A 22,153-nucleotide genomic window follows, 5' to 3' on the forward strand; every position below is an offset into this window, starting at 1 on the left:
CTCACCCGTCGAGGAACGCGCGCAGGCCGTCGGCGTCGCGGGCGTTCAGCACGTCCGCGGTCTCGGCCCACCCGCGGCGGGCGGTGTGGACGCCGTAGCGGACGTTGTCGAACTCGGCCGGGGTGTGGGCGTCGGTGTTCACCGCGACCGCCGCGCCGGCCTCGACGGCCGCGCGGACCGCGTCGCCGTCGAGGTCGAGGCGAGCGGGGTTGGCGTTCACCTCCAGCGCGGTGCCCGCGTCGGCGGCGGCCTCGGCGAGGCGCTCGTAGTCGACGTCGAGCCCCGCGCGCTCGTTGATCAGCCGGCCCGTCGGGTGGCCGAGCACGTCCACCTCGGGGTGCTCGACCGCGCGGACCAGCCGGTCGGTGGCGTCCCCTTGGTCGAGGGCGGCGTGCGGGGAGGCGATCACGATGTCGAGGTCGGAGAGCAGGTCGTCGCTCGTCGTCACGTCGCCGTCGGCGTCGACGTTGGCCTCGACGCCGTGGAACACCTCGATGTCCGCGTCCGCGCGGACGGCACCGACCTCCTCCGCCTGTTCGCGCACGTCGGCGTCCGAGAGGCCCGTGTCGCCGAAGACGCCCGGCCCCTCGGCGTGGTCGGTGACGCAGTGGTAGTCGTAGCCGCGGTCGGCCGCGGCCTCGACCATCTCCGCGACCGTGTTGCCGCCGTCGGACCACTCGGTGTGGGTGTGGAGGTCGCCGCGGATCTCGTCCTCGGCGATCAGGTCCGGAAGCCCGCCGGCGGCGGCGGCGTCGATCTCGCCGGTGTCCTCGCGTAGCTCCGGCGGGATGACCGGGAGGTCGAGCGCGCCGTACATCTCCGACTCCTCGGCGCCGCCGAGGCGCTCGCCGACGCGCTGTCCCGCGTCCGGGTCGTCCACGTCGCGGATATCGAACACGCCGTACTCGTTGAGCTTCAGCCCGCGGTCGATCGCGCGGTTGCGCAGCGCGACGTTGTGGTCCTTCGACCCGGTGAAGTACTGGAGCGCGGCGCCGAACTCCTCGGGGACGACCACGCGGAGGTCGACCCGGACGTCGTCGGCGCGGACGCTCGCCTTCTGCTCGCCCGCCTCGATCACCGTGTCGGCGCCGGGCCAGTCGACGAAGGCGTCGACGACCGCCTCGCCGACCTCGCTGGCGACGAGCACGTCAACGTCGCCGATGGTGTCCTTCCACCGCCGGATCGACCCGGCCACGTCGATCCGCTCGACGGCGTCCTCGTCGCCGAGGTATTCCACCACCCCGTCCGCGAGCGGCCGCGCGTCGCCCAGGCGCTGGCGCTCGCCCGCCTGCCGCGCGAACGCGACGTTGTCGAGGATGTTCTGCTCGGTCTTCGCGCCGAACCCCTCGACCTCCCGTATCTCCCCGGCCTCCGCGGCCGCCTCCAGTTCGTCGAGGGTCGTGATCCCGAGCTCCTCGTACAGCGTGCCGACGGTCTTGGGGCCGACGCCCTCGACGCGCGTCAGGGCGGCCATGTCGACGGGCAGCTCCTCGCGGAGTTCCTCCAGCTCCCCGATCTCGCCGGTCTCCAGGTACTCGACGACCTTCGCCGCGATCGCGTCGCCGACGCGGTCGATCTCCGCGACGGCGTCCTCGCCGCCCTCGGCGGCCAGGTCCTCGATCGCGCGCGGGTGGTCGCGGACGTTCTCGGCGGCCCGGCGGTAGGCGTTCGGCTTGTACTCGACGCCCTGCGCCTCCAGCAGGTCCGCGAACTCCTCCAGCAGGCCGGCGACCTCGGCGTTTCGCATTGCTACGTGTCCATCGGGACGGACGCGACTTAGAACGACGGGGCGCGATCTGGTGTCGTCCGTCGCGCTGTCGGTGTGGAGGCGGCGACGACGACCGCGAAGTCCCCCGCCGAGGGGGACTTCGCGGACATCTCACCCGTCACCTCGCCACCGCCCCGACCGATCCGTCACCTCGCCACCCCGCTAACCTAGTACCCGCCGCGCTTGCTCCCGCTCGCGTCCTCGTGGCCCAGCGCCTTCTTCAGGAAGCTCATCCAGCGTTTCCGGTCCATCGTCTCCTGCTTGCGGACTTCGGTCTCCACGCCCGGCGACCGGAGGGAGTCCAGCGCGTCCAGCGCGCGGTCGATGCCGATGATCGACGCCGCGAGTTCCTCGCCGGTCTCGAAGTCCACGCGGTTCTCCTCGATCCGTTCGAGCCGTTCGAGGCGCTCGCGACGGAGGTTCCGCTTCGCCCGCTCGACGCGCTCGCGTTCGCCCTCGGGGACCGTGTCGCGGCGTTTGATCTCGAAGACGAACTCCCGGAGGTCGATCTCCTCGCCCTGCACCTCGATGCGGTCGGGGATGTCCGCGCCGATCGTGGCGCCCTCCTTGTTCACGCGTTCGAGGAGCTGTTTGCGCTGGTATTCCCGCACGGTGGTCGACGGGGATTGGGGCGCCGTCGTGTTTCGTGTTTCGCTCCGCGGGGGCCGGGGGACGGCCCGGCTCCGTTCGCCATGGCACGCTCCGATCGCGAACGCGATCCACGGCGACGAGGCGGCAGGGGTGTCGGCGCGATCGTTCGCGGTGTCGCGGCGACGCGTTCCCGCCACCCGAATCGTTAATGGTCCTTCCGGCAGTCTGTGCGTCCATGTACGACGAGGACGACCTCGCGGAGATACGCGAGTCCCGCGAGGAGTGGGAGGAGGAGACCCGTGACCCGGTTCTGGACGCACACGGCGAGCGCAAGGACCGCTTCGCGACGGTCTCGAACCTGGAGATACAGGATCTCTACGGCCCGAACGACGTTGCCGACATCGACTACGAGGAGGACATCGGCTTCCCCGGCGAGGAGCCGTACACCCGCGGGCCGTACCCGACGATGTACCGCGGACGGACGTGGACGATGCGCCAGTTCGCCGGCTTCGGTACCGCCGAGGAGACGAACGAGCGGTTCCACTACCTCATCGAGAACGGTCAGACGGGCCTCTCGACGGCGTTCGACATGCCGAGCCTGATGGGCAAGGACTCCGACGACCCGCTCTCGGACGGCGAGGTCGGAAAGGAGGGCGTCGCCGTCGACACGCTCCGCGACATGGAGATCCTCTTCGACGGCATCGACATCGGCGAGGTGTCCACCTCGTTCACGATCAACCCCAGCGCGCCCGTCATCTTCGCGATGTACGTCGCGCTCGCCGACAGGAAGGGGGTCCCGCGCGAACAGCTCCGGGGCACCTTCCAGAACGACATGCTCAAGGAGTTCATCGCCCAGAAGGAGTGGGTGATACCCCCGGAGCCGTCCCTCGATCTGGTCACCGACACCGTCGAGTTCGCCATCGAGGAGACGCCGGGCATCTACCCCATCTCGGTGTCGGGGTACCACATCCGCGAGGCCGGGTCGACGGCGATCCAGGAGCTGGCGTTCACGCTCGCGGACGGCTTCGCGTACGTCGAGGACGCACAGGAGCGCGGGCTGGACGTGGACGAGGTGGCGCCGCAGCTGTCGTTCTTCTTCAACTCCCACAACTCCATCTTCGAGGAGGTGGCGAAGTTCCGCGCCGGCCGGCGCATCTACGCGCGGGTCATGGACGAGTGGTACGGCGCCGAGGACGAGGCGTCCAAGCGCCTGAAGTTCCACACGCAGACGGCGGGCCAGTCGCTGACGGCCCAGCAGCCGCTCAACAACATCGTCCGCGTGACGATCCAGGCGCTCGCGGGCGTGCTGGGCGGGACACAGAGCCTGCACACGAACTCCTTCGACGAGGCGCTGGCGCTCCCCTCCGAGCAGGCGGTCCGGGTCGCCCTGCGGACCCAGCAGATCATCGCCGAGGAGTCGGGCGCGGCCGACTCGGTCGACCCGCTCGCCGGCTCGTTCATGGTCGAGAGCCTCACCGACGAGATCGAGGAGAAGACGATGGCGTACATCGAGGAGCTCAAGGAGATGGGCGACGGCTCCGTCCGCGACGGCGTCCTCGAGGGGATCGAGCAGGGCTACTTCCACCGCGAGATCCAGGAGGCCAGCTACGAGTACCAGGAGCGCGTGGACGAGGGCGAGGAGGTCGTCGTCGGCGTCAACAAGTACACCGTCGAGGACGACCCCGAACCCGACCTGCTCCACGTCGACGAGGAGGTGCAGGAGCGGCAACTGGAGCGGCTCGCCGACGTGAAGGCCGAACGCGACGACGACGCCGTCGAGGGGACGCTCGCGGCGCTGGACGAGGCGATCGGGAACGACGAGAACGTGATGCCGTACATCGTCGACGCGGTGAAGGCGTACGCCACGATGGGCGAGATCATGGACGTGTTCGAGACGCACTACGGCTCCTACCGGGAGACCATCGGCCTGGCGTCGTAGGCGCCGGAGGATTCCGGCTCGTCGGCTGCGCCCCGGACCGCCGGTCCGCCCCACGGGCCGTCGGTCGACCTGCGGTCGTCGGTCGCGTCTGACGCCCTCGCCCGGTTCGGTGGACTTACTTCGACGGTGGACGAGGGGAACGAACGATGGACGGCGTTCTGTGGTACGTGCTCACCGGAACCCGGGGCGGCGAGAACCGGGTCCGCATCCTCAAGGCGCTCGACGAGCGGCCGCGGAACGCCAACAAGCTCGCCGAGGCCCTGGAGCTGGACTACACGACGGTCCGCCACCACCTCGACGTGCTGTGTGACAACGACGTCCTCCGGAAACAGGGCGGGGACTACGGCGCGGTGTACCTCCCGACCGACCGCGCACGACGGCACTGGGACACGGTCGAGCAGATCATGGAGCAGGTAGAATGACCGGACACGCATTCGGGACGGAGTTTGGAAAGAGTATAAACGCACCTGCGCGCAACTGGGGGCTGAGCCGATGAGCCTCTGGCTGCAGGTGATCTGGGGCGCCGCCGCGCTCAACGTCGTCCTCCTCCTCGGCCTGAGCTACGTCTGGGGCCGCAACTACAGGCGGTTCCGCTCGAAACACACGCTCGGGCTGGCGGCGTTCGCCCTCGTCCTGCTCGCCGAGAACGCGCTCGCGCTGTACATCTTCTACTTCCACCCGGTCCTGAGCGAGTGGATCGCCGCCCAGGCCCCCATCGCGCACCTCGCCGTCGGCGGCCTCCGCCTGCTGGAGCTCGTCGCGCTCGCGTTCCTCGCGTGGGTCACCTGGGACTGACTCGCCCCTCGCGCGCCGCGACCGGCCCGTCCCCTCGCCGCCCGTCGGTTCCGCCGCAACCGACTGATCGTCCCGCTCGGCACGTCTCGCCGCCGACACTGAGCGTTCCGGCGCTCGCGAAACCGGGAGACGACGGGACGATGTTGACGCGGTGAGGCAGTTTTATCACGGTCGATTCCGACGTATCGGGTGACTATGGCAGACGATGACGTGGAACTGGAGGCCCGGCTCGAGGAACAGGAGGTGTTCGAGCCCTCCGACGCGTTCGTCGAGCAGGCGAACGTGTCGGACGCGGGCATCTACGACGAGTTCGAGGAGAGCTGGCCGGAGTGTTGGGAGCAGGCCGCCGACCTCCTCGACTGGGAGGAGCCGTACGACCAGGTGCTCGACGACTCGAACCCGCCGTTCTACGAGTGGTTCACGGACGGCACGCTGAACGCCTCGGCGAACTGTCTCGACCGCCACCTCGACGAGCGCGGCGACGAGGCGGCCATCGAGTGGGTGGGCGAGCCCGTCGACGAGGACAACGTCACGCTCACCTACGCAGAGCTGCACGAGAAGGTGAACGAGGCGGCCGCGGCGCTGCGGGACCTGGGCGTCGGCGAGGACGACGTCGTCACGATGTACATGCCGATGATCCCGGAGCTCCCCATCGCCATGCTGGCGTGCGCCCGCATCGGCGCGCCGCACTCGGTCGTGTTCGCCGGCTTCTCGGCGGACGCGCTGGCGACCCGGATGAACTCGGCGGACTCGGAGTACCTCGTCACCTGCGACGGCTACTACCGCCGCGGCGACCCCCTCGACCACCTGGAGAAGGCCAACGAGGGGCTCGCGGGCGTCGACCACGACACCGAGACGGTCGTCGTCGACCGGCTCGGCCCCAACGGCGACGACTTCGGCCACGACCTCGGCGAGTCCCAGCACGACTGGGGCGAGCTGATGGCCGCCCACGAGGGCGCGACCGTCGAGCCGGTCGACCGCGACGCCGAGGACATGCTGTTCCTCATGTACACCTCGGGGACGACCGGCCAGCCGAAGGGCGTGAAACACACCACCGGCGGGTACCTCGCGTGGACCGCGTGGACCTCCCAGGCGGTGCTGGACATCAAGCCGGAGGACACGTACTTCTGCTCGGCCGACATCGGCTGGATCACCGGCCACAGCTACATCGTGTACGGGCCGCTCGCGCTCGGCACCACCACGATGATGTACGAGGGGACGCCCGACCACCCCGACCGGGACCGCCTCTGGCAGATCGTCGAGGACTACGGGGCGACCCAGCTGTACACGGCGCCCACCGCCATCCGCGCGTTCATGAAGTGGGGTCCCGAGTACCCCGACCGGCACGACCTCTCCAGCCTGCGCCTGCTGGGGACGGTCGGCGAGCCGATCAACCCGCGCGCGTGGAAGTGGTACTACAAGCACATCGGCGGCGAGGAGTGTCCCATCGTCGACACGTGGTGGCAGACCGAGACCGGCGGCATGATGGTCACGACGCTCCCGGGCGTCAAGGACATGAAGCCCGGCTCGGCGGGGCCGCCGCTGCCAGGCGTCGACGTGCAGATCGTCGACACGAACGGCGAGCAGGTCGAGCCCGGCCGCGCGGGCTATCTCACGGTGCAGAAGCCGTGGCCGGGGATGCTCCGCACGCTGTACAAGAACGACGAGCGGTTCATCGACGAGTACTGGGCCGAGTACTCCGACGTCGACTCCGACGACCCCGACGACTGGGTGTACTTCCCCGAGGACGGCGCCAAGATCGACGAGGACGGCTACATCACCGTGCTCGGCCGCGTCGACGACGTGATCAACGTCTCCGGCCACCGCCTCGGCACCATGGAGATCGAGTCGGCCATCGTCGGCGTCGAGGGCGTCGCCGAGGCCGCCGTCGTCGGCGGCGACCACGAGGTGAAAGGCGAGGCCGTCTACGCCTACGTCATCACCGAGGAGGGCCAGGACGAGACCGACGCGTTCCGCGACGAGATAATCGCCGCCGTCGAGGACGCCATCGGCCCGATCGCCCGCCCCGAGCGCGTGGTGTTCACGCCGGAGCTCCCGAAGACCCGCTCCGGGAAGATCATGCGGCGGCTGCTCGAGGACATCGCCAACGAGGAGGAACTGGGCGACACGTCCACGCTTCGGAACCCGGACGTCGTCGAGGACATCCGGCGGACCGTCCAGGGCGACTAACGACGCCGTCGCCTCGGTTCAGCGTCGCTTCGCGTTCCGTTCTTTCGCGCGCTACTCCCCCTCCAGCCACGCCGCCACGCAGGCCTCGTCGCAGAGGTGGCGGCGCTCGTCCTCGCCCGCCGGCCGCGAGAGCGTCACGAGCACGTGACGCTCGGACAGCTCCAGGTCCGCGCCGCAGTGCGGGCACCGTCCGTGCGTCCGGCCCCCGGGCGTCCACCGGTAGTGTGTCGCGGCGTGCGCGACGGTCGCCTCCCCGTCCGGGTGCGGGCGACCGACGTACTCCCTGAGCGTCATACCCGCCGACACGCCCGCCGATCACTTATCAATTATCTGGGTAGTGGTCGGTTCGGCTCCCCCGACTTCCCCACGGGCCCCGAGCGGTGGATAGCGCTCCGGAGCGCACCCTCGCGTGCGCCGCCGGACCGCGCGGGCCCCCTCCCTGTCGGGCGGTACCGCCCCGCAACGATTATCACGAACGTGCCTGAAGTTTCGCCCACTATGGAGAAACCGCTGCTGGTGACCGACTTCCTCGACCGGGCGCGTCGGAACTACGGGGACCACGAGGCCGTCCTCGGGGTCGACGGCGACCGGTTCACGTACGACGAACTGGGCGAACGCGCGGACGGGTTCGCGGCGGCCCTGCAGGCGCGCGGGATCGAGAAGGGCGACCGGGTGGCCGTGCTCGATCCGAACACGCACTACCACCTGGCGGCGGCGTACGGCTGTTTCCAGGCCGGCGCGGTGCACACGCCGCTGAACTACCGGCTCGTCGAGTCGGACTACGAGTACATCCTCTCGGACGCCGGCGTCGACGCCGTCTACGCCGACCACGCCTACGCCGACAAGATCGAGGCGATCCGCGACGACGTGCCGACGGAGACGTTCGTCACGAACGACGCGGACGCCGTCGAGGGCGACTGGGAGGAGTTCGACGAGGTGATCGCCGAGTCGACCGACTACGACCGCCCGGAGATGACCGAGGACGAGGTGATCACGATCAACTACACCTCCGGGACGACCGGCGACCCGAAGGGCGTCTGCCGGACTCACCGGACGGAGACGCTCCACGCGTACCTCATCACCGTCCACCAGGGGATCCGCGACGACGACACCTACCTGTGGACGCTCCCGATGTTCCACGTGAACGGCTGGGGCCACATCTACGCGGTCACCGGGATGGGCGCCCGGCACGTGTGCACCCGCGGCGTCGACGCGGAGTACGTCTTCGAGAAGCTCCGCACCGAGGACGTGACGTACTTCTGTGCGGCCCCCACGGTGCTGAAGATGCTCGGCGACCACCTCGACGAGCACGGCGGCGAGCCCGACGCCGGCCAGGACGTGCGCGTCGCCACCGCGGGCGCGGCGCCGCCGGAGGCGACGATCCGGACGGTGGAGGACGAGTTCGGCTGGTACCTCATGCACGTGTACGGGGCCACCGAGACGGGGCCGCTCATCACCACCAGCGACGCCCGGCGCTTCTTCGAGGACGACTCCGACGACCGCTTCGCGGTGAAGAAGACCCAGGGGCTCGGCTACCTCGGCACGGAGATCCGCGTCGTCGACGAGGACGGCGAGGACGTGCCCGAGGACGGCGAGACCATCGGCGAGGTCGTCGTCCGCGGCAACCAGGTGATGGACCGCTACTGGAACAAGCCGGAGGCGACCGAGGAGGCGTTCTCCGAGCGCGCCGAGGGGTACTACCACATGGGCGACCTCGCGGTCGTCGACGAGAACGGGATGATCTCCATCCAGGACCGCAAGAAGGACATCATCATCTCCGGCGGGGAGAACATCTCCTCCATCGAGGTGGAGGACACCCTGTTCAGCCACGACCGGGTGGACGACGTGGCCGTCATCCCCTCGCCGCACGACGACTGGGGCGAGACGCCGAAGGCGTTCGTCGTCCCCGCCGGCGGCGACCCGAGCGACCCGGGCGTCACGGCCGACGACCTCATCCAGTACGCCCGCGACAACATGGCCCACTACAAGGCGCCGACGCGCATCGAGTTCGTGAGACAGCTCCCGAAGACCTCCACCGGGAAGGTCCAGAAGTACGAACTCCGCCAGGAGGAGTGGGAGGACGAAGAGCGGATGGTCGGTCAGGGGTAGCGTCGCCGCGCCGCCGTGCCGTCGCCCCGTCGTCGCCCCCGGCCGGACCGACTCCGTCGTCCGGCCGCTCGCCCGTTCGCCCGTTCGACCCCCGCGGCTACCCGAACGGGCTCGTGAAGCCGTCGTCGGTCCCGCCGCGGGAGCCGTCCCCGCCCCCGCCGTCGGCGAACGCGTCGTCGCCGTCGCCGAAGCGGAAGCCGCCGGTGTTCGCGGTGACGGTCATCCCGAGCATGTCGGGGCGCTTCCGGAGGGCGGCGGCCACCTCGCGGTAGGCGTCGGCGGCGTCGCTGTGGGGGCGGTAGGAGACGGCGGGCTGCCCGGCGTCCTGGGCCCTCGGGATCGACTCGTCGTGGGGGACGTGCCCGAGCAGCTCCGTGTCGAGGAAGTCGGCGATGCGGTCGGCGGGGGGCGAGCGACCGGTCCCCGACTTCGTGAGGACGACGCCGCCGACCGGCGCGTCCGCGCGCTCGGCGACGGTCATCGTCTTGTCGGCGTCGCGGATGGAGGCGACCCGGGGCGTGGACACGAGCACCGAGGCGTCCGCGCCCCGCATCGGCACCACGGTCTCGCGGCTGACGCCGGCGGCGGTGTCGACGAGCACCGCGTCGTAGCGCGCCTTCAGCGCGTCCATCGCCGACGGGAACCGCTCCAGGTCCGACTCGATGAAGCCGTCGAGGTCGACGCCGCTGGGCACCACGTCGAAGCCGCCCGGGGCGGGGTAGGTGGCGTCGCCGACGCCGGCGCCGCCCGCGAGCACGTCGTGGAGGGTCCGCCCGCCGTTGACGCGGATGTCGAGGAAGTCGACCGCGTTCGCCATCGCCAGGTCCGCCTCGACGACGGCGACCGCGCGGCCGTCCTCGGCGAGCGCGGCCGCGAGGTTGAGGCTCGTCGTCGTCTTGCCGACGCCCCCCTTCGCGCCGACGACGGCGAGCACGCGTCCGTCCATGCGTCGAGTGGGTCGACGGCCCGACTTAACTGCCGCCCCGCGAGTATCGCGCGTGAGACTGGCCGGCTGGGACGCGACCGGCGGCGTCGCCGGCCCGGCCGGCGCCCGCCCTCACAGGTACGCGGCGTCCCAGCGGCTCGCCTTCCGCTTGTTGCCGCAGTCGCCGCACTGGACGCGGTCCATCGTGTCGACGCTGACGTTGTGTCCGTCGCAGTTGCCGCAGACGTAGCCGACCCGCTCGGTGCGCTCGCGGTCGGCGTACGTCGCGTAGAACGGCGCCATCGAGGCGCGCTCGGCCTCGTCGTAGGCGACGTACACCTGCTCGCCGTCCCCGGCGACGCGGGCCTCCGTCAGCACCTGCTCGCCCTCGCCGCTCGGGTAGCGGGCGTACACGCGCTCGAGGAACTCCTCGCCGCCGATCTCGACGGTCCGCTCCCCGATCTCGGAGAACCCCTCGCGCTCGTAGAACTCGGTGCCGGCCTCGTTGGCCTCGAGGACGCGTCCCTCGATGCGCTCGGCCCCCCGCTCCAGCAGCTCCGTCTCCGCGGCCCGGAGCAGGTCGTCGCCGAGCCCCTTCCCCCGGTGATCCGGGTGGACGTGGAGCCAGTCGAGTTCGCCCACCGGCTCCCGGCGCTCGACGAGGTAGCTCTGGACGAACCCGACCACCTCGCCGTCGTCGACGGCGACCACGAACACCGAGTCCTCGTCCTCGAGGGTCTCGGTCACCTCGTCGGCGTCGTACCAGGACTCGACGGCCTCCTCGATGAGGTCCGTCGAGAGCGCGTGCCCGTACGACGCCGACAGCGACGCCCGCGCGGTCTCGCGGATCCCGTCCACGTCCTCGGTCGTTGCGTCTCGCAGATCCATGCGGTACGATACCATGGACACGCACTTAACCCCGTGGGTCGGCGTCACGGATCGCCGCCCGCGGCGGGGTCCCACGATCGGCCGATCCGTGGGTCGGCCGGGGCCCGGGACCCGACAACTCGCCGCGTTCCGTGGTACTATGGCACATGAGCCGGATCCCCGGAGCATGCCCGAGACGCTGTGTTTCGACATGTACGGGACGCTGTGTGACACCAGTAGCGTGACCGAGACGCTCTCGGCGGAGCTGGACGCCCCCGACGCGCTCGTGGGGGAACTGGACGCGACCTGGCGGGCGAAACAGCTCCAGTACTCCTACCAGTCGGCGCTGATGGAGGAGTACGAGCCGTTCTGGGAGGTGACCGGCGACGCGCTGGCGTACGCGCTCGGCCAGTGGGGCATCGAGGTCGACGACGCGACCCGCGAGCGCCTGCTGGAGTCGTACAACCACCTCGACCCGTACCCGGACGCGGTCGAGACGCTGACGCGGCTCTCGGAGGCCGGCCACACCGTGACGGTGCTGTCGAACGGCAACCCCGAGATGCTGGAGACGCTCGCCGCGAACGCCGGGCTCGACGCCCACCTCGACGACGTGATCAGCGCCGACGAGGTGTCGACGTTCAAGCCGAACCCGGCGGTGTACGAGAACGCCGCCGACCGGACCGACACGCCGATCGGGAACTGCCGTCTGGTTTCCGGCAACGCCTGGGACGTCGCCGGCGCCGGCAGCGCCGGCATGGAGACCGCCTGGGTCAACCGGGCGAACGACCCCTTCGAGCGGATCGGTGTCGAGCCGTCCCTCGAAGTGACCGGCCTGTCGGAGGTCGCCGACGAGCTCGCCTGACAGTCGGGTACGGCGTTACGAACGCTAGAAAACGGACACGTCGTTTCTTGCCCGACCGCGGGACTGAAACGGCCTACGTTTGATAACCATTATCAATGTATATGTGGGTGTAACATATTACCCATATTAACACGATTTAAGGGAATATGGGGGGAACGTTCATTAAGGTCGCTTCCACGGATAGGGCTATGGCACGGGATACCACCACACTGAGTCGACGTGACGTGTTGAAGTCGTCCGGCGCCGCCGGGGCCGCGGGCCTCGCCGGGCTCGCCGGCTGTACGGGCGGCGGCGGGGGCGGGTCCGAGTACCCGGCGCTCGGCAACTACCCGGTCGAGGGCGACGAGGTCGTGTTCGGGTTCAACGTCCCGCAGTCGGGGTCGTACTCTCAGGAGGGCGCCGACGAACTCCGCGGGTACAACCTCGCGAAGAAGCACCTGAACAACGGCGGCGGTTGGGTCGACAGCTGGTCGGACCTGTCGGGCGACGGCGTCCTCGGCAAGACGGTCACATCGGTCGAGGGTGACACGGCGACGAACCCCGACACGGCCCGGCAGTCGGCCCAGCGGATGATCAACCGGGACAACGCGATCATGATCTCCGGTGGCTCGTCCTCGGCGGTCGCCATCGCGGTCCAGAAGTTGTGTCAGTCGGAGAAGGTGCAGTTCCAGTGCTGCATCACGCACTCGAACGACACGACCGGGCCGGAGTGCGTCCGCTACTCCTTCCGCGAGATGTTCAACGCGTACATGACCGGGCAGGCGCTCGCTCCGGTGCTCGCCGAGGAGTACGGCGAGAACCTCAACTTCTACCAGCTGTACGCCGACTACTCGTGGGGTCAGACACAGCAGGCCTCGATGAAGAAGTTCTTCACCGAGGTCGGCAACTGGACGCAGATCGACTCGGTGCCGACGCCGCTGGGCACCTCCGACTACTCGTCGTACCTCGCGGACGTCCCGCGCGACGAGACGGACGTGCTCGTGCTCAACCACTACGGCCTGGACGCCGCGAACTCCCTCCCGCAGGCGATCGAGCAGGGGCTCGACCAGGACATGGAGATCGTCGTCCCGCTGTACAACCGCCTGATGGCTGAGGCGGCGAGCGACTCCATCGGCGGCATCTTCGGCACGGCCGACTGGAACTGGAAGCTCGAGAACGACGCCTCGACGTCGTTCGTCGAGGCGTACCGGTCGGAACACAACCGCGCACCCAGCTACGCCGCGCGGCTGGCGTACACGCAGACGCTCCAGTACGCCGCCGCCGCCGAACGCGCCGGGACGTTCTATCCGCCGGAGGTCATCCGCGAGCTCGAGGGGCAGCAGTACGACAACGCGGGCCTCGGCTCGGAGAACATGCGCAAGTGCGACCACCAGGCCCAGCGGGACGTCCTCGTCATGCGCGGGCTCGAACCGTCCGAGCAGACGGAGGACAGCCTGCTGGAGATCGTCAACCAGACCTCCCGCGACAACCTCGGCTACGCCTGCGACGCGGGCCCGGCCGCGGAGTGCAACCTCGGCGAGTACGGCGACGAGAACAACTGACGACGGCGCCGCCGACGCCGATCCAGACCGGCACTTTCTTCGACCGAGGGACGAACCGCGTCAACGAATGACAACACCGACAACTACTCACAGGGGGACCACACGGTTCCTACACGAAGAATAATGATACCTCTACAGGTGGACATCGCATCGATACTCCTTAACGGCCTCCAACAGGGGGCGATCTTCGCGCTGTTGGGGATCGGGCTCACCATCATCCTCGGGACGATGGAGTTCCTGAACCTCGCACACGGCGCGCTGTACCTCGTCGGATCGTACGTCGGACTGCTCGTCTTCAGGGAGACGACGCTCTCGAACGGGCTGTTGTACAGCTCCGGCGTGACCACCCTCGGTTTCGACGGGGGGTTCCTCGTCGCGCTCGTCGTGGTGCCCGTCGTCGGCTTCCTCGTCGGCCTGCTCATGGAGCGGTTCGTCGCCGAGCCGTTCTACGACCGGCCGGAGACCGACCAACTGCTCGTGACGTTCGGCCTCGCGCTCATCGTCGAGGAGATCGTCAAGAACGTCATCGGCGGGAACACGTTCCAGTCGATCAGTCCGTCGACTATCTTCGGGATCAACGTCGCCCAGCCTGTCGACCTCCCGGTGGTCGGGCTGTTCCCCTCCTGGCGGCTGTTCATCATCGGGATCGCGTTCGTCGTCATCGGCGTGACGTACGTCGCCATCGAGCGCACCGACTTCGGGCTCGTCGTCCAGGCGGGCACGCGCGACTCCGAGATGGTGCGGCTGCTCGGCATCAAGATCAACCGCTCGTACAGCCTCGTGTTCGCGCTGGGCGCGGCGCTGGCGGCGTTCGCCGGCCTCATCGGGGCGTCGATCCAGACGATCAGCCCCCAGATAGGCACCGAACGGGCGCTGGTGCCCGCGTTCCTGACGATAGTCGTCGGGGGGGCGGGGTCGGTCCGCGGCGCGATCGCCGGCGGGCTGGTGCTGGGCGTCATCATCTCGGCGATGACTCAGACGTACAGTCAGTGGGCACAGATCGTCCTCTACCTCTTCGTCGCCGTGATGCTGATCGTGCGACCCGAGGGGCTGTTCGGCTCCGTGGGGGTGGACGAATGACCGCCGAGGACCCGACGGACGCCGCCAGCACGGACGGCGGCACCGTCACCGAGTCCGGATCGGAGCCGACGGCCGCCGCGGGCGGCTCCCGGCTGTCCGGGCTCCGCGAGCGCGACGACTTCGTCGTCATCGTGACGGCGGCCGCGCTCGTCGTGTTCCCGTTCCTGCTCGTCGACGTCCTCGGGGCCGTCGGCGAGGTGATCGGCCTCTCGATCGGCGGCTACACGGGTCTGGCGTCGCTGGTGCTCACCTACGGGATCGTCGTCATCGGCTTCAACCTCCTGCTCGGCTACACCGGACTGCTGTCGTTCGGGCACGCCGCCTTCTTCGGCTCGGCGGCCTACACCGCGGCGCTGTTCAGCCAGGTCGTCGCGAGCCCGATCCTGATGGTCGTCGCCGGCACAGTCGTCGCGACGCTGCTGGCGTGGCCGATCGGCTTCGTGTCGATCCGCCGCTCGGGCGTGTACTTCGCCGTCCTGACGCTGACGTTCGGCCAGGCGCTGTACTTCTACGCGCTGGGGCCGGGCGCGTGGCTCACGAACGGCGACAACGGCTTCTCCGAGGTCGCCGCTCACGGGCTGTTCCTCGGGGCGCTTCCGCTTGAGGCGCAGCTGATCCCGGTGTTCGACTCCTACACGGTGATGTACGGCTTCGCGGCGGTGATGATGCTGCTGGCCGTCTGGGTCGGCAACCGCGTGATCAACTCGCCGTACGGCCTCATCTTCGAGGCGCTCGGCGAGAACGAGGAACGCGTCGAGTTCGTGGGGCTGGACGTCTTCCGATACAAGCTGATGGCGTTCATCATCTCGGCGGTGTTCGCGGGGGTCGGCGGCTCGATGTTCCTCATCCACGAGCAGTACATCCACCCGACGACCGGGCTGTACTGGATCACCTCCGGCGACTTCGTCATCATGACGGTCCTCGGCGGGACGGGAAGCCTAGTGGGCCCGGTGCTCGGGGCGTTCGTCTTCGAGTACGTCGCGAACGTCGTCTCCGGGGTCAGCCTGCCGGTGATCGGCTCCATCGGGTCGCTGTGGCGGTTCGTCCTCGGCGCCGTGTTCGTGTTCATCGTGTGGGTGTTCCCGCGGGGCATCTACGGCGCCTTCTCGGATCTGGCGGCGATGCTGAGCGAACGGAGCGGCGGCGGCGGCGAGGAGCCGGCCGCGGCCGACGGGGGTGAGCGCGAGTGAGCCTCCTGCGCACCGACGGCCTCACGAAGCAGTTCGGCGGCCTCGTCGCCGTCGACGACGTGAGCTTCGAGGTCGACTCCGGGGAGACCCGGGCGGTCATCGGACCGAACGGCGCCGGCAAGTCGACGCTGATCAACTGCATCACCGGCGCGCTCGACCCGACCGCCGGGAGCGTCGAGTTCGCCGGCGCCGACATCACGGACCTGTCGCCCCACGAGACGGTGCAGTCGGGGATCTCGAAGTCGTTCCAGACGGCGTCGATCTTCCCGAGCATGACCGTCGAGGAGAACGTCCAGATCGCGGCGCTGGCGGCCGAACACGGGTCGTTCCGGTTCGACTTCCTCAAGCGGCTCTCGGGGTTCGACGCGGTCCACGACACGACCGACCGGATGCTCTCGGCGGTCGAGCTGCTCGGCGACGCCGACCTCGAGGCGGGGAGCCTCCCGTACGGCGACAAGCGTCGCCTGGAGATCGCGATCGCGCTGGCCTCCGAGCCGGACCTGCTGTTGATGGACGAACCGACCGCCGGGATGTCCCCGGACGAGACCGCCGCCACCGTGGACCTCGTGGAGGACCTCCAGGAGGACCTCGGGCTCACCATCCTCATCGTGGAACACGACATGGAAGTCATCTTCCGCATCTCCGACCGGATCCTCGTGTTGAACCGCGGGCAGGTCATCGCGGACGGCACGCCCGAACAGGTACAGGACAGCGAGGACGTTCAGGAGGCGTACCTCGGGGGGGTGGAGCTGTGAGCTCCGACGCCCCCGAAGCGAGCCCCGACGCCGAGAGCGCCGCCGAGGCGGACGCGGCCGCCGAGGAGGTGGCCGCGACGCACGCCGCCGCCGCCACCGAGGCCGCCGTCGAGGGGGATCACCTCCTCTCGGTCGAGGGGGTCGACGCCTACTACGGCCAGAGCCACATCCTCCGCGACCTCTCGCTGCACGTCGAGGAGGGCGAGGTGTGCACGCTGCTGGGGCGCAACGGCGCGGGCAAGACGACGACCCTGCGCTCGATCGCGGGCGCCCGGCCGCCCGAGGTTCGGGAGGGAACGATCCGGTTCAAGGACGAGGACATCACCGACCGGTCGACCGAGGACGTCTCCTCGTTGGGCATCTCGCTGGTGCCCGAGGAGCGACGGGTCTTCCCGAACCTCACCGTCGAGGAGAACCTCCACCTCTCGGACGTGGCCCGGAACTGGTCGAACGTCGTCGGGCGCGACGTGTCGATGGACCACCCGGGGATGTCCACCGAGGAGGTGTACGAGGTGTTCCCGCGCCTGAAGGAGCGCGCCTCCCAGAAGGCGGGGACCCTCTCGGGCGGCGAACAGCAGATGCTCGCCATCGCCCGCGCGCTCAAGCAGGACACGGACCTGCTCATGCTGGACGAGCCCTACGAGGGGCTGGCGCCGCAGATCATCCGCACGGTCGAGGACGCGATCCAACGCATCGCCGACGCGGGCACGACGATCCTGCTGGTCGAGCAGAACGCGGTCGCCGCGATGAACATCGCCGACCGGGCGTACGTGATCGACCAGGGGAGCGTCGTCTTCGCGGGCGACTCCGAGGAGCTTCGCGCCGACGAGTCTACCCGCGAGCGGTACCTGGGTGTCTGACAGTGAGCGCGAACCCCAACCCGGGCGCCCCGCCGGACCCGCCGGACACGGAGGCGCTGCTCGACCGACTGATCGAGGTCGGCGCGGTGCGCGAGGACGACGACGGGACGCTCCACGTCTCCTCGACCCTGCACGACGTGCTCGACCTGTACGGGCAGAGCTACGGCGACCTCCCCGAGCGGGAGTTCACCGAGGCCGTCGCCGACGCGTTCGGCCTCGACTACTCGGAGGCGGTCCGCCGCATCGACGAGGAGGGCGTCACCCGCGAGGAGTTCGTGGCGTACCTCGCGCTGCGCGCGCACTTCGAGGACGTCGACGAGCCGGTTCCCGACCCGGTCGAGCGGGCGACGATGGCGGCCGTCGTCACCGAGATCGAGCCGGCCACGCCCGTGCCGCAGGCGATGCCGGAACTGGCCGACGAGGACGTCGAGGCGTTCCTCTCGGAGCACGGGGAGGCGGTCGTGTTCGTCTGGCGGCTCCGCTGTGACCCGTGTGACCGCATGAAAGCCGAGATCGAGGAGACCCTCGACGCGCTCCCCGAGGGCGTCGCCGTCGCCGGTATCGACGGCGAGGCGGCGTCGGCGTTCCGGAGCCGCGTCGACGTGGACGCCGCGCCGGCGGTCGTGTGCCTCCGCGACGGCGAGGCCGTCGCGGTCGAGACGGGGTATCGGTCACCGGCGGCGGTCGCCGACCTGGTCGCGGACGCCCTCGGCGGCGACTGATACTGTCGGACGTCCCTTCGCGAAGATAGTCGCCACCCCCGGGGTGGCGAAACCCTCGAAGTGCGTACGTCCGATAGTGTGAGCCGGTCGGCGACCCGCGTCCCGACGACGGCGCCGGTCGGCGATCCGCCGCCGCGTGCGACCTCCTGTCCCGCGGCGCCGATTTTCGGTCGCCTACTCGCCGTACGACGTCCATTACTAAATACTATAACGATGATATGTTGCTGGTCATGCCACAGATCCGCGACGCGGTGACGTATCCCACGGAACACGACGACTGGATGAAGACCGTCCTGATCGGGGGCGTGCTGTCGGTCTTCGGCTTCCTGCTGCTCCCGCTGCTCCCGGTGTACGGGTACATCGTCCGGGTCATCCGACACAGCCTGGAGGGGGATCCGGAGCCGCCGACGTTCGACGACTGGGAGGAGCTCGTCGTCGACGGGGCGAAGGCGTTCGTCATCGGGGTCGTGTACATGCTGGTGCCCGGGATCGTGGGCGCGGTCGCTGTCGGGGGATCGGTCGTCGCCATCGCCACGGGGACCAGGGGCGGCGCCGCCACGGGGGTGGCCGGTCTCGTCGTCGGCACGCTGCTCACGTTCGTCCTCGCGCTCGTGTTCGGGTACGTCGCGGTGGCCGCGGTCGTCGCCTTCGCCGACGACCGGCGCGTCGGCGCGGCCTTCGACGTCGGGACGATCAGGCCGGTCGTCCTCAGCGGGGAGTACGCGACCGCGTGGGCGCTCTCGGTCGGCGTCTTCGTCGCCGCGGGCGTCCTCGTCGGCGTCCTCAACGGGATCCCGATCCTCGGCGCCGTCGTCGGCGCGTTCGTGTTCTTCTACGCGCAGATCGTGGCCGCCCGCCTCTGGGCCGGCGGCTACCACGACGCCCGCGCGGGCGGGAACGGGACCGGTCGCCCGGAGCTCGGCGAGTCGGCGGTCTGAGCCCGCACCCGACGCGGCCGCCGCGTCACCCCCGGACCCGTCCGTCGCGTCGACACTCCTCCTCGCCCGGACCCCCCGGCCGGCCGCGGTCGTTCGGGTCGTCGGGGGCGTCGCGTCCCTCGGGGTCGCCGCGTCCCTCGCGCTCGCGCCGCGCCTCGTACCGCTCGGCGGCGCGGACGCTCGCGACCGCGAGCGCGCAGCCCACGACCACGTCCGTCGCCCAGTGGATCCCGAGGTACATCGTCGAGACGACGATCGACGCCGCGAGCGCGAGCGCGACCGCCGTCCACCGCGGATAGCGCTCGCGCGTGCGGTACGCGAGGAGCGCGACCGTGACCGACAGCGACGTGTGCAGCGACGGGAAGACGTTCGTGTTGACGTTCACCTGGCTCGTGAGCAGCTGCGACCGGGGCCAGCTCGTGAACAGCAGCGACTCGACCAGATCCGGCATGAGGTTCCGAGGGCCGTAGGCGACGAACAGGACGTAACAGGCGAGCCCGATCACGTAGTTCAGCCCGTAGGCGACGATCAGCGTCCGGAGCGCCCGGACGTCGCCCCGCAGCGCGTACGCGACCCCCGGGAACGTGAGCAGGTAGACGTAGCCGAACACGTAGACGAACGAGAAGTACGCCGTCGCCGCCGGCGTCGCGTACGACTGGAGGACGGCCACGAACGTCCCCTCGAGGGCGTAGATGGCGCCGGTGATGTTCACGCCGATCACCCACGATAGCTCGACGCCGATGTCGCGGACGACCCCGTTGAGCGCGAGCACCGCGAGCAGGGCCCCCAGCGGCGCTGCGACCGCCCGGACCGTCGGGCGGAGGCGGCGGGGGGCGGCGCGGAGGTCGTCGACCCCGAGGACCGCGACCGCCGAGAGGGCGTGCATCGCCCCGACGACGACGGCCACCTCGAGGACCAGTTCGAGGAGGCTCATCGCTCCCGGCGGACGAGCCGGTCCCCGTCGTAGCTGTACCCCGCCTCGCGGAACGCCTCCCGGGCGCGTTCGGCGTCGACCGAGCCGTCGGCCCCGAGGAACGGCGTCACGGGGTCCGAGCCGGCCCATCGGAGGTCCGCGGGGAGCCAGTCCGTGCCCGCGAGGGGGCTCACCGCCGGCCACGCGTAGCCGGAGAACACCTCCTCGACGAGGTACTTCCGGTCGAACAGTCGCGCGAGCGTGTGGCGGAACTGGGGGTTCGTCAGCGGCGGCGAGAAGGCGTCGTAGCCGACGACGTACGGCGCCGACCGCTCGTCGACGACCAGGTCGGTGTCGTCGGCGCGGCCGATCCGCGGGACGGTGTCCGCCCCGACGGCGGTGCCGGTGACGTCCGCGTCGCCGTCGGCGACGACGCCGACCGCGCTCACGTCCGACCCGACGACCCGCAGCGCGAGGCGGTCGAACGCGGGACCGCCCGCGAGGTCGGCGGGGAGGTCCTCGGACGGCCCGCCGACGAGGAAGTGCTCCTCGAACCGTTCGAGGACGAGCGACTCGCGGGGGTTGTTCCGGACGAACCGGAGCGGCCCGCTCCCCACGGGCGGGACGTTGTTCGTCACGAGCGCCTCCGTCGCCGGGCCGAACTCGATCCCGCCGAGCGACACCGGGCCCGTGCGGTCCGCCCAGACGTGCTTCGGCAGCACCGGGACGGTGAACGCCCGCACCGCGACGTCCGGGGCGCACTCGACGAACCGCACCTCGACCGTGTGCTCGTCGACCGGCCGGACCTCGTCGACGAGGCTGCTCCGGCCCTGGAACCGCGGGGCGGGGACTCTCCCGCCCCCGTCGGCCTCCGTCTCGGTGTTGCCGTCGTCCCCGCCGTCGGCTCCGTCCCCGTCGCGCTCGCCGAGCGCCGTGTCCGCGAGCAGGTCGTACGTGAACGCGACGTCCTCGGCCGTGAGCGGCTGGCCGTCGTGCCAGGTCGCGCCGGCCCGCAGCGTCACCTCGGCCCTGGGGGCGAGCCCCGCGTCGTCGACCGCCCACGACTCGGCCAGCCACGGCTCGACGGTCCCCCGGTCGGTCGCGTACCCGAGCGAGTCGTACAGCAGTCCGGTCAGCACGCCCGTCCCGCGGAACTCGACCGCCAGCGGGTTCAGGTTCGACGTGCCGCGGCGGTCGGTCACGGCGGTCCGGAGGGTCGCGGCGTCGCCGGCGTCGTCGTCCGACCCGCTCCCGTCGGCGCCGGACCCGTCCCCGCCGCCAGTTCCGTCGCCGCCCGTCCCGTCGTCGCCGGTCCCGTCGTCGTCCCCGCTCGTCCGGTCGAGGGGAGCGGCCGCCCGATCCAGCGAGAGGTAGCCGGTCGGCGACCGGAGGTCGGCGCCGCGCCACCCCTCGAAGCGGTCGGTGCGGGCGGCCCGGATGTCGTCGGGGAACGCGACGACGGTGAACGGCTGCGTCCGCGCGACCGTCCGCTGGAGCTGTGCGACCGCCTCCGCCCGTCGTTCGCCGGTCGCCCGCCGCTGCGTCTCCAGGAGCTCGTTCACCTCCAGGTTGGCGTACCCGAACGGGTTCTGCCACCCCGGCGTCTCGACGAACCGCGAGTGCAACAGCGAGTAGAGGCTGTCGGGCGTGCGGAACCGCCGCGGCAGCCGCGCGACGAACAGGTCGAACTCGCGGTCGAGCAGGACCCGCCTGAACAGTTCCTGCTCGGACATCGGCGTGACCTGCACGTCGATGCCGGCGGTCCGGAACCACTCGGCGGCCTGCCGGGCCACCCGGAGCGCGTACGGGTCCGCGTCGGCCGGCACGGTCTTGACCTCCAGGGAGACCTGCCGCTGTGACTCCCACCCGGACATCGTCCGGATCCGTCCGATACAGCCGCCGAGCGTACCGCTACCGACCGCGGCGGCTCCCGCGAGCGCGCGCCTTCGGCTGACGGCCGCCGTCGACGGTCGTCCCATCTCACGGACGTTCGGCCACCCGGCGCAATATCTCTTCGGACTTTCCCGGGGGCCTGCTGTAGGCGACCCGCGACCGCGGGCCGGCCCGCCGTGCCGGAACGGTCGCGGGGGTATTTGTGCGGGGGCGCC

General features: G+C 70.2%; 20 protein-coding genes. 13 read left to right on the forward strand and 7 right to left on the reverse strand.

Translation table 11 applies throughout. The annotated features are described in order from the left end of the window. Position 1: 1 nt before the first annotated feature. Positions 2 to 1,747, reverse strand: coding sequence for a DNA polymerase/3'-5' exonuclease PolX (gene polX, locus ACQUQ1_RS07330; RefSeq protein ID WP_435063617.1), 1,746 nt, complete (start codon positions 1,745 to 1,747; stop codon positions 2 to 4). Positions 1,748 to 1,935: 188 nt separating this feature from the next. After that, positions 1,936 to 2,379: a DUF5788 family protein gene (locus tag ACQUQ1_RS07335; RefSeq protein ID WP_435063618.1), complete on the reverse strand. Its 444-nt coding sequence runs from the start codon at positions 2,377 to 2,379 to the stop codon at positions 1,936 to 1,938. 215 nt (positions 2,380 to 2,594) lie between these two features. Here ACQUQ1_RS07335 and ACQUQ1_RS07340 point away from each other — a divergent pair, with 215 nt between their 5' ends. From ACQUQ1_RS07340 to acs, 4 genes are all read left to right on the forward strand, one after another. Next, positions 2,595 to 4,298: an acyl-CoA mutase large subunit family protein gene (locus ACQUQ1_RS07340; RefSeq protein ID WP_435063619.1), complete on the forward strand. Its 1,704-nt coding sequence runs from the start codon at positions 2,595 to 2,597 to the stop codon at positions 4,296 to 4,298. 146 nt (positions 4,299 to 4,444) lie between these two features. Then, positions 4,445 to 4,720, forward strand: a complete 276-nt coding sequence (locus tag ACQUQ1_RS07345) for an ArsR family transcriptional regulator (RefSeq protein ID WP_435063620.1) — start codon at positions 4,445 to 4,447, stop codon at positions 4,718 to 4,720. A 70-nt stretch (positions 4,721 to 4,790) separates the two neighbouring features. Then, positions 4,791 to 5,093, forward strand: coding sequence for a hypothetical protein (locus ACQUQ1_RS07350; protein WP_435063621.1), 303 nt, complete (start codon positions 4,791 to 4,793; stop codon positions 5,091 to 5,093). Between the two features lie 195 nt (positions 5,094 to 5,288). Beyond that, on the forward strand, positions 5,289 to 7,283 hold the full coding sequence (gene acs / locus ACQUQ1_RS07355; protein ID WP_435063622.1) for an acetate--CoA ligase: 1,995 nt from the start codon (positions 5,289 to 5,291) through the stop codon (positions 7,281 to 7,283). 51 nt (positions 7,284 to 7,334) lie between these two features. Here the strand turns inward: acs and ACQUQ1_RS07360 are convergent, their stop codons facing one another. After that, complete coding sequence (locus ACQUQ1_RS07360) at positions 7,335 to 7,577, reverse strand: DUF7576 family protein (protein WP_435063623.1); 243 nt, start codon at positions 7,575 to 7,577, stop codon at positions 7,335 to 7,337. Positions 7,578 to 7,781: 204 nt separating this feature from the next. Here ACQUQ1_RS07360 and ACQUQ1_RS07365 point away from each other — a divergent pair, with 204 nt between their 5' ends. After that, on the forward strand, positions 7,782 to 9,392 hold the full coding sequence (locus tag ACQUQ1_RS07365) for a long-chain-fatty-acid--CoA ligase (protein ID WP_435063624.1): 1,611 nt from the start codon (positions 7,782 to 7,784) through the stop codon (positions 9,390 to 9,392). Positions 9,393 to 9,489: 97 nt separating this feature from the next. Here ACQUQ1_RS07365 and ACQUQ1_RS07370 read toward each other — a convergent pair whose 3' ends face one another. After that, the gene (locus ACQUQ1_RS07370; RefSeq protein ID WP_435063625.1) at positions 9,490 to 10,338 is read right to left on the reverse strand and encodes a P-loop NTPase; all 849 of its coding nucleotides are present in this window, start codon (positions 10,336 to 10,338) and stop codon (positions 9,490 to 9,492) included. A 111-nt stretch (positions 10,339 to 10,449) separates the two neighbouring features. Next, positions 10,450 to 11,205: a GNAT family N-acetyltransferase gene (locus tag ACQUQ1_RS07375; RefSeq protein ID WP_435063626.1), complete on the reverse strand. Its 756-nt coding sequence runs from the start codon at positions 11,203 to 11,205 to the stop codon at positions 10,450 to 10,452. Between the two features lie 139 nt (positions 11,206 to 11,344). On the opposite strand from ACQUQ1_RS07375, the gene ACQUQ1_RS07380 reads away from it, so the two are divergent. The 8 genes from ACQUQ1_RS07380 (at position 11,345) to ACQUQ1_RS07415 (ending at position 19,132) form a co-directional block, all read left to right on the forward strand. Then, positions 11,345 to 12,046: a haloacid dehalogenase type II gene (locus tag ACQUQ1_RS07380; RefSeq protein ID WP_435063627.1), complete on the forward strand. Its 702-nt coding sequence runs from the start codon at positions 11,345 to 11,347 to the stop codon at positions 12,044 to 12,046. Positions 12,047 to 12,234: 188 nt separating this feature from the next. Then, the gene (locus tag ACQUQ1_RS07385) at positions 12,235 to 13,587 is read left to right on the forward strand and encodes a substrate-binding protein (protein WP_435063628.1); all 1,353 of its coding nucleotides are present in this window, start codon (positions 12,235 to 12,237) and stop codon (positions 13,585 to 13,587) included. Between the two features lie 126 nt (positions 13,588 to 13,713). Further along, positions 13,714 to 14,667, forward strand: a complete 954-nt coding sequence (locus ACQUQ1_RS07390) for a branched-chain amino acid ABC transporter permease (protein WP_435063720.1) — start codon at positions 13,714 to 13,716, stop codon at positions 14,665 to 14,667. Then, the gene (locus ACQUQ1_RS07395; protein ID WP_435063629.1) at positions 14,664 to 15,857 is read left to right on the forward strand and encodes a branched-chain amino acid ABC transporter permease; all 1,194 of its coding nucleotides are present in this window, start codon (positions 14,664 to 14,666) and stop codon (positions 15,855 to 15,857) included. Before ACQUQ1_RS07390 ends, ACQUQ1_RS07395 begins: the two co-directional genes overlap by 4 nt. Continuing rightward, on the forward strand, positions 15,854 to 16,612 hold the full coding sequence (locus ACQUQ1_RS07400) for an ABC transporter ATP-binding protein (protein ID WP_435063630.1): 759 nt from the start codon (positions 15,854 to 15,856) through the stop codon (positions 16,610 to 16,612). The genes ACQUQ1_RS07395 and ACQUQ1_RS07400 overlap by 4 nt, the downstream gene beginning before the upstream one ends. A 68-nt stretch (positions 16,613 to 16,680) precedes the next feature. Beyond that, positions 16,681 to 17,472: an ABC transporter ATP-binding protein gene (locus ACQUQ1_RS07405; protein WP_435063721.1), complete on the forward strand. Its 792-nt coding sequence runs from the start codon at positions 16,681 to 16,683 to the stop codon at positions 17,470 to 17,472. Positions 17,473 to 17,474: 2 nt separating this feature from the next. Then, entirely contained in the window at positions 17,475 to 18,194 is a 720-nt protein-coding gene (locus ACQUQ1_RS07410; protein ID WP_435063631.1) for a thioredoxin family protein, read from the forward strand. A 230-nt stretch (positions 18,195 to 18,424) separates the two neighbouring features. Continuing rightward, positions 18,425 to 19,132 carry a DUF4013 domain-containing protein gene (locus tag ACQUQ1_RS07415; RefSeq protein WP_435063632.1) on the forward strand — a complete coding sequence of 236 codons (708 nt, stop codon included), beginning with the start codon at positions 18,425 to 18,427 and terminating at the stop codon, positions 19,130 to 19,132. Between the two features lie 25 nt (positions 19,133 to 19,157). Here ACQUQ1_RS07415 and ACQUQ1_RS07420 read toward each other — a convergent pair whose 3' ends face one another. Beyond that, positions 19,158 to 20,066, reverse strand: coding sequence for a phosphatase PAP2 family protein (locus tag ACQUQ1_RS07420; RefSeq protein ID WP_435063633.1), 909 nt, complete (start codon positions 20,064 to 20,066; stop codon positions 19,158 to 19,160). Continuing rightward, on the reverse strand, positions 20,063 to 22,024 hold the full coding sequence (locus tag ACQUQ1_RS07425) for an ABC transporter substrate-binding protein (protein ID WP_435063634.1): 1,962 nt from the start codon (positions 22,022 to 22,024) through the stop codon (positions 20,063 to 20,065). The genes ACQUQ1_RS07420 and ACQUQ1_RS07425 overlap by 4 nt, the downstream gene beginning before the upstream one ends. Positions 22,025 to 22,153 lie beyond the last annotated feature (129 nt).

The sequence above is a fragment of the Halobaculum sp. EA56 genome, assembly GCF_051195075.1.
GTDB lineage: Archaea > Halobacteriota > Halobacteria > Halobacteriales > Haloferacaceae > Halobaculum.

What these genes read in the sequence shown, in the direction of transcription:
- polX (WP_435063617.1), bottom strand. Translation starts at nt 1,747, where the DNA reads ATGCGAAACGCCGAGGTCGCCGGCCTGCTGGAGGAGTTCGCGGACCTG.
- ACQUQ1_RS07340 (WP_435063619.1), top strand. Translation starts at nt 2,595, where the DNA reads ATGTACGACGAGGACGACCTCGCGGAGATACGCGAGTCCCGCGAGGAG.
- ACQUQ1_RS07345 (WP_435063620.1), top strand. Translation starts at nt 4,445, where the DNA reads ATGGACGGCGTTCTGTGGTACGTGCTCACCGGAACCCGGGGCGGCGAG.
- ACQUQ1_RS07350 (WP_435063621.1), top strand. Translation starts at nt 4,791, where the DNA reads ATGAGCCTCTGGCTGCAGGTGATCTGGGGCGCCGCCGCGCTCAACGTC.
- acs (WP_435063622.1), top strand. Translation starts at nt 5,289, where the DNA reads ATGGCAGACGATGACGTGGAACTGGAGGCCCGGCTCGAGGAACAGGAG.
- ACQUQ1_RS07360 (WP_435063623.1), bottom strand. Translation starts at nt 7,577, where the DNA reads ATGACGCTCAGGGAGTACGTCGGTCGCCCGCACCCGGACGGGGAGGCG.
- ACQUQ1_RS07365 (WP_435063624.1), top strand. Translation starts at nt 7,782, where the DNA reads ATGGAGAAACCGCTGCTGGTGACCGACTTCCTCGACCGGGCGCGTCGG.
- ACQUQ1_RS07370 (WP_435063625.1), bottom strand. Translation starts at nt 10,338, where the DNA reads ATGGACGGACGCGTGCTCGCCGTCGTCGGCGCGAAGGGGGGCGTCGGC.
- ACQUQ1_RS07375 (WP_435063626.1), bottom strand. Translation starts at nt 11,205, where the DNA reads ATGGATCTGCGAGACGCAACGACCGAGGACGTGGACGGGATCCGCGAG.
- ACQUQ1_RS07380 (WP_435063627.1), top strand. Translation starts at nt 11,345, where the DNA reads ATGGCACATGAGCCGGATCCCCGGAGCATGCCCGAGACGCTGTGTTTC.
- ACQUQ1_RS07385 (WP_435063628.1), top strand. Translation starts at nt 12,235, where the DNA reads ATGGCACGGGATACCACCACACTGAGTCGACGTGACGTGTTGAAGTCG.
- ACQUQ1_RS07395 (WP_435063629.1), top strand. Translation starts at nt 14,664, where the DNA reads ATGACCGCCGAGGACCCGACGGACGCCGCCAGCACGGACGGCGGCACC.
- ACQUQ1_RS07415 (WP_435063632.1), top strand. Translation starts at nt 18,425, where the DNA reads ATGCCACAGATCCGCGACGCGGTGACGTATCCCACGGAACACGACGAC.
- ACQUQ1_RS07420 (WP_435063633.1), bottom strand. Translation starts at nt 20,066, where the DNA reads ATGAGCCTCCTCGAACTGGTCCTCGAGGTGGCCGTCGTCGTCGGGGCG.
- ACQUQ1_RS07425 (WP_435063634.1), bottom strand. Translation starts at nt 22,024, where the DNA reads ATGGGACGACCGTCGACGGCGGCCGTCAGCCGAAGGCGCGCGCTCGCG.